The following is a 6890-nucleotide window of genomic DNA, read 5'->3' on the forward strand; positions in this document are numbered from 1 at the left end:
GCACAGGATAAGAGAACGAAAAATCAGCAGTCTATGCAGCGACAAATATTGATAGCCTGAATCAGTATTGATCTGCTGGCAAGAACAGACTACTGTATATAAAAACAGTATAACTTCAGGCAGATTATTATGTTGTTTATCAAGCCTGCGGATCTCCGCGAAATTGTGACTTTTCCGCTATTTAGCGATCTTGTTCAGTGTGGCTTTCCTTCACCGGCAGCAGATTACGTTGAACAGCGCATCGATCTGAATCAACTGTTGATCCAGCATCCCAGCGCGACTTACTTCGTCAAAGCAAGTGGTGATTCTATGATTGATGGTGGAATTAGTGACGGTGATTTACTGATTGTCGATAGCGCTATTACCGCCAGCCATGGTGATATTGTCATCGCTGCTGTTGACGGCGAGTTTACGGTGAAAAAATTGCAACTACGCCCGACGGTACAGCTTATTCCCATGAACAGTGCGTACTCGCCCATTACCATCAGTAGCGAAGATACGCTGGATGTCTTTGGTGTGGTGATCCACGTAGTTAAGGCGATGCGCTGATGTTTGCTCTCTGTGATGTAAACGCGTTTTATGCCAGCTGTGAGACGGTGTTTCGCCCTGATTTATGGGGTAAACCGGTGGTTGTGCTATCGAATAATGACGGTTGCGTTATCGCCCGAAACGCTGAGGCAAAGGCGCTGGGTGTTAAAATGGGCGATCCCTGGTTCAAACAAAAAGATCTGTTTCGTCGCTGTGGCGTGGTTTGCTTTAGCAGCAATTATGAGCTTTACGCAGACATGAGCAATCGGGTGATGTCGACGCTGGAAGAACTATCGCCCCGCGTCGAGATTTACAGTATTGATGAGGCATTCTGCGATCTGACAGGTGTGCGTAATTGTCGCGATCTGACTGATTTTGGCAGAGAAATTCGCGCAACGGTGCTACAACGTACCCATCTTACTGTTGGTGTGGGGATCGCCCAGACCAAAACGTTGGCTAAGCTTGCCAATCATGCGGCAAAAAAATGGCAGCGGCAGACGGGTGGGGTGGTGGATTTATCAAATCTGGAACGCCAGCGTAAATTAATGTCTGCTCTCCCCGTGGATGACGTCTGGGGGATTGGACGGCGGATCAGCAAAAAACTGGACGCGATGGGGATCAAAACCGTTCTCGATTTGGCGGATACAGATATCCGGTTTATCCGTAAACATTTTAATGTCGTGCTCGAAAGAACGGTGCGTGAACTGCGCGGCGAACCCTGTTTGCAACTGGAAGAGTTTGCACCGACGAAGCAGGAAATTATCTGTTCCCGCTCGTTTGGTGAACGCATCACGGATTATCCATCGATGCGGCAGGCCATTTGTAGTTACGCTGCCCGGGCGGCGGAAAAACTTCGCAGCGAGCATCAATATTGTCGGTTTATCTCCACATTTATTAAGACGTCACCATTTGCGCTCAATGAACCTTATTACGGCAATAGCGCGTCGGTAAAACTGCTGACGCCCACTCAGGACAGCAGGGATATCATTAACGCTGCTACGCGATCTCTGGATGCCATCTGGCAAGCGGGCCATCGCTACCAAAAAGCGGGCGTGATGCTGGGGGATTTCTTCAGTCAGGGAGTCGCGCAGCTCAATTTATTCGATGACAACGCACCGCGCCCCGGGAGTGAGCAATTGATGACGGTAATGGATACACTGAATGCTAAAGAGGGCAGAGGAACACTCTATTTTGCCGGGCAGGGGATCCAGCAACAATGGCAGATGAAGCGTGCCATGCTTTCACCACGTTATACAACGCGAAGTTCTGATTTACTGCGGGTCAAATAAATATAGCGGCAGGAAAAAAGCGCTCCCGCAGGAGCGCTGAAGGGATTAGCGACCGAACAGGTCACGTTTTTTCGCTTTAAACGGCTGGGAAATCACCACCAGCACCGCGACAATCAGGTAAGCGATAAAAATACCGAGCAGCCACTGCGGCATTTCCATACCTAAAAAATCCCACTGACGCTCGGCACAATCGCCAGAGGCGACAAACACTTGCGGCACCCATTTATCCAGCGGCAGCCATTCCGGGAAACGAACCATAAAATCACAGGTGGCAAACGGCGAAGGATAGAGCTGAAGCATGGTGTGCTCGTAAGTTAACTGCACACCGCGGAACGCACTATACAACCAGATAACCATCGCTACATAACGCAGCGGAGTTTTCGGGGCGATCGCGCCAATCAGCGCAGCACCCAGAACGCCGAATAACGCACAACGTTCATAAATACAGAGCACGCAAGGTTTCAGTAACATCACATGCTGGAACCACAGCGCCGTCAGTTCCAGTGCCAGAGCAGTAAACGCCATCAACAGCCACGCGCCCCGACCTTGTGAACATTGGTTCAAAAATCGCAACATAATCATTTCCCTGCAATATGCATAGAGTGCGCAGTTTAAACCAATTCATTCGCTGCGCCACCAGGAGGCAGCAAAAATAGGAAGCAATTGGACAATTATCGGGCGAAAAGGCAAACCGGGCATTTATATGCCCGGTAAGTTGTTATCAAAGCGTTGCTATCCAGCCCATTTGCATAAACCATTCGGTTACAGGGGCAAGCGTAAACTCGACGCAGAGCAAGCCGACGAGTGTCAGTACGAGGGTGTAAGGCAGGGCCATCCACACCATGCGGCCATAAGAGAGGCGAATCAATGGCGCGAGTGCAGAGGTCAGCAGGAACAGGAACGCAGCCTGACCGTTCGGCGTAGCGACGGAGGGCAGATTGGTACCGGTATTAATGGCGACCGCCAGCAGCTCGTATTGCTTCAACGTGATAGCGCCACTTTCCATTGCCGCTTTCGCTTCGTTGATATAAATCGTCCCCACGAAGACGTTATCCGAAATGGATGACAGCAGACCGTTGAAAATATAGAACAGCGACAGCTGAGCATGTTCCGATGCCTGCAACACAAACTGAATAATTGGCGAAAACAGTTGTTGGTCGATAATCACCGCGACTACCGAGAAAAACACCGTCAACAGTGCGGTGAATGGCAGAGATTCGGTGAAGGCTTTACCGATAGCATGTTCATCGGTGACACCGGTCAATGATGTCGCCAGAATAATGACTGACAAACCAATCAAGCCAACTTCCGCCAGATGCAACGCCAGCGCAGTCACCAGCCAGACGCCAATAATCGCCTGGACAATCAGACGGATTTTATCCTGACGGGTACGCTGGTGGCGGCTTTGATCGTCAAACTGTTGCAACACTTCGCGGACTTTCTCCGGCAGCGTTTCACCGTAGCCAAACCAACGCAGCTTCTCTACCAGCAGGCAGGTTAACAGGCCACAAATCAGAACCGGAACGGTCACCGGCGACATGCGCAGGAAGAAATCGCCAAAATGCCAGCCAGCCGCTTTAGCGATGATCAGGTTCTGTGGTTCGCCCACCATGGTCATCACGCCGCCTAATGCAGTGCCGACACCGGCATGCATCATCAGGCTACGCAGAAAGCCACGGAACTGTTCCAGAACCACTTTGTAATGCTTGTCGATATGACTATCGTCTTGCAGGTCGGTGTCTTCGGTACGGGAAGAGGCTACGCGATGATAAATACCATAAAAACCGACTGCAACGCTGATCACCACCGCCACGACGGTTAAGGCATCGAGGAACGCGGAGAGGAACGCAGCCGCCACGCAAAAAGAGAGCGACAGCAGCATTTTGGAGCGAATGCTTAACAGCAAACGGGTAAATATGAACAGCAACAGCTGTTTCATAAAATAGATACCCGCCACCATAAACATCAGTAACAGCAAGACTTCAAGATTTGCCGCCACCTCTTCACGGACGTGTTCCGCGCTGGTCATGCCGATGAATACCGCTTCGATAGCCAACAGACCACCGGGGAGCAGCGGGTAGCATTTCAGGGCCATCGCCAGAGTGAAAATAAATTCCGCTACCAGCAACCAGCCCGCGACGAAAGGGCTGATGAGGAAAATTAACGGGTTTACGATTAAGAAAATGATGAGGGCGAGTTTGTACCAGTCGGGGGACTGGCCCAAAAAATTGCGCCATAGCGCGCGGCCCCAGGAGATCTCCATGATGGTTTCCCTTACCTTACAAATAATCAATGATGTTTTTATGTTTAAACGCAAAGCTTAACGGTCAGGCAGGAGTGAGGCAAGTCTTGATAGTCAAGGGGAAAGAGATGCGGAAAATGAAGCCTTGATCCCTTTTTCTTCTTTTTGTCTGCTATCAGCGTAGTTAGCCCTCTGGTATGATGAGTCCAACTTTGTTTTGCTGTGTTATGGAAATCTCACTATGGTCATTAAGGCGCAAAGCCCGGCGGGTTTCGCGGAAGAGTACATTATTGAAAGTATCTGGAATAACCGCTTCCCTCCCGGGACTATTTTGCCCGCAGAACGTGAACTTTCAGAATTAATTGGCGTAACGCGTACTACGTTACGTGAAGTGTTACAGCGTCTGGCACGAGATGGCTGGTTGACCATTCAACATGGCAAGCCGACGAAGGTGAATAATTTCTGGGAAACCTCTGGTTTAAATATCCTTGAAACACTGGCGCGACTGGATCACGAAAGTGTGCCGCAGCTTATTGATAATTTGCTGTCGGTGCGTACCAATATTTCCACTATTTTTATTCGCACCGCGTTTCGTCAGCATCCCGATAAAGCGCAGGAAGTGCTGGCTACCGCTAATGAAGTGGCCGATCACGCCGATGCCTTTGCCGAGCTGGATTACAACATATTCCGCGGCCTGGCGTTTGCTTCCGGCAACCCGATTTACGGTCTGATTCTTAACGGGATGAAAGGGCTGTATACGCGTATTGGTCGTCACTATTTCGCCAATCCGGAAGCGCGCAGTCTGGCGCTGGGCTTCTACCACAAACTGTCGGCGTTGTGCAGTGAAGGCGCGCACGATCAGGTGTACGAAACAGTGCGTCGCTATGGGCATGAGAGTGGCGAGATTTGGCACCGGATGCAGAAAAATCTGCCGGGTGATTTAGCCATTCAGGGGCGATAATCCCTTCCGTTTAAAGAGCAAACCCCTCAAACGAGGGGTTTTTTGTTGTTTTTACAGATTTCCCATTCTTGGCGGGCAACGTTCCAGCAACTCGATGCTGCCGTCTTCGTTTTGCTGTTCGAGCATCACATCAAATCCCCACAGGCGATGCACATGCTTCAGGACTTCTTTGCGCCCCCGATCCAGCGGTGCGCGATTATGTGGAATATAACGCAGCGTCAGCGAACGGTCGCCGCGCAAATCCACGTTCCAGATCTGAATATTCGGCTCCAGATTACTTAAGTTATATTGCGACGATAACCGGTTACGGATCTCCCGATAACCTTCTTCATTATGAATAGCGGAAATCTCCAGATAATTATGCCGATCGTCATCCAGCACGGTGAAGAAGCGGAAATCACGCATCACTTTCGGTGACAGAAACTGGCTGATAAAACTCTCATCTTTGAAATCACGCATCGCGAAATGCAGCGTTTCCAGCCAGTCGGAACCGGCGATATCCGGGAACCAGTATTTGTCTTCTTCCGTTGGCGACTGACAAATCCGTTTAATATCCTGGAACATGGCGAACCCGAGGGCATACGGGTTGATGCCGCTGTACCACGGGCTGTTATAGGGGGGCTGGAAGACCACATTGGTGTGGCTGTGCAAAAACTCCAGCATAAAACGTTCCGTTACTTTCCCTTCATCATACAGATGGTTAAGGATGGTATAGTGCCAGAAGGTCGCCCAGCCTTCGTTCATCACCTGAGTCTGTTTTTGCGGATAAAAATACTGGCTCACCTTACGCACAATACGCAGGATTTCACGCTGCCATGATTCCAGCAGTGGCGCATTTTTCTCCATAAAATAGAGCAGGTTTTCTTGTGGTTCGGACGGATAGCGGCGCGCTTCAGCAACCGTTTTCTCTTCCTCGCGCTTTGGCAGGGTACGCCAGAGCATATTGACCTGACTTTGTAGATACTCTTCGCGACTTTTCTGCCGGGCTTTCTCTTCTTGCAGCGAGATTTTTTGCGGGCGTTTGTACCGGTCCACGCCGTAGTTCATCAGCGCGTGGCACGAGTCCAGAAGCCGTTCTACTTCATCAACGCCATAACGTTCTTCGCACTCGGTAATATATTTACGGGCAAAAATCAGATAATCGACAATCGAACTGGCGTCGGTCCAACTGCGGAATAAGTAATTGTTTTTAAAGAAAGAGTTATGCCCATAGCAGGCGTGTGCCATTACCAGCGCCTGCATGGTAATGGTGTTCTCTTCCATCAAGTAAGCGATACACGGGTTAGAGTTAATGACGATTTCATAGGCCAGCCCTTGCTGACCGTGCTTATACAGCCGTTCAGTCTCGATAAACTTTTTACCGAATGACCAGTGCGGATAGTTAATTGGCATGCCGACGCTGGAGTAGGCATCCATCATCTGTTCTGAGGTTATCACTTCAATCTGGTGCGGGTAGGTATCCAGCCGGTAGAGTTTCGCCACCCGGTCTATCTCTGCCAGATAAACATCCAGCAGGTCGAACGTCCAGTCGGGTCCATCGCTCAACCGTGTGGTGTCCTTATTCATAGAATCGATCGTCGCCATACGCGCACCTCATTGTTGTCGGCGCTCTCTGTGTGGAGCACCTCATTTCAAGCATAGAACACCTGTTAAAAACCGCGTCGCCGGAGAATTTTTTTCTTTGCGATTTCTTATTATCAGAGTGCCACTAATCCGCTTCTGAACGGAATTTTATGCTGGATAAAAAGGGCGTTCAGCAGGAGATACTAAAGACGCCATATTGCCGCAGAGTCAGGGAGATGTGAGCCAGCTCACCATAAAAAAGCCGTATGTTGAATAATATTTTCAACTGAGTTATCAAGATGTAATT

6 protein-coding genes are annotated in these 6890 nt (G+C 49.9%); 3 read left to right on the plus strand and 3 right to left on the minus strand.

All coding sequences use genetic code 11. The features are described from left to right. Positions 1-129: 129 nt before the first annotated feature. Both E0D98_RS20060 and umuC read left to right on the plus strand, forming a co-directional pair. Positions 130-549 (plus strand): translesion error-prone DNA polymerase V autoproteolytic subunit, encoded by a 420-nt coding sequence (locus E0D98_RS20060; protein ID WP_000897378.1) that lies wholly within the window; start codon positions 130-132, stop codon positions 547-549. After that, positions 549-1817, plus strand: a complete 1269-nt coding sequence (gene umuC, locus E0D98_RS20065; protein WP_000457616.1) for a DNA polymerase V catalytic protein — start codon at positions 549-551, stop codon at positions 1815-1817. The genes E0D98_RS20060 and umuC overlap by 1 nt, the downstream gene beginning before the upstream one ends. A gap of 45 nt (positions 1818-1862) precedes the next feature. Here umuC and dsbB read toward each other — a convergent pair whose 3' ends face one another. Both dsbB and nhaB read right to left on the minus strand, forming a co-directional pair. Beyond that, positions 1863-2393: a disulfide bond formation protein DsbB gene (gene dsbB / locus E0D98_RS20070; RefSeq protein WP_000943462.1), complete on the minus strand. Its 531-nt coding sequence runs from the start codon at positions 2391-2393 to the stop codon at positions 1863-1865. A 145-nt stretch (positions 2394-2538) separates the two neighbouring features. Next, the gene (nhaB, locus tag E0D98_RS20075; RefSeq protein ID WP_000406391.1) at positions 2539-4080 is read right to left on the minus strand and encodes a Na(+)/H(+) antiporter NhaB; all 1542 of its coding nucleotides are present in this window, start codon (positions 4078-4080) and stop codon (positions 2539-2541) included. A gap of 220 nt (positions 4081-4300) precedes the next feature. Here nhaB and fadR point away from each other — a divergent pair, with 220 nt between their 5' ends. Then, entirely contained in the window at positions 4301-5020 is a 720-nt protein-coding gene (gene fadR / locus E0D98_RS20080; RefSeq protein WP_000234823.1) for a fatty acid metabolism transcriptional regulator FadR, read from the plus strand. Between the two features lie 51 nt (positions 5021-5071). Here the strand turns inward: fadR and E0D98_RS20085 are convergent, their stop codons facing one another. Beyond that, positions 5072-6604 (minus strand): SpoVR family protein, encoded by a 1533-nt coding sequence (locus E0D98_RS20085; protein ID WP_000190854.1) that lies wholly within the window; start codon positions 6602-6604, stop codon positions 5072-5074. Between the last annotated feature and the right edge of the window lie 286 nt (positions 6605-6890).

Origin of the sequence: Escherichia sp. KCJ4928, assembly GCF_004352695.1 — a bacterium.
Classification (GTDB): domain Bacteria; phylum Pseudomonadota; class Gammaproteobacteria; order Enterobacterales; family Enterobacteriaceae; genus ECMA0423.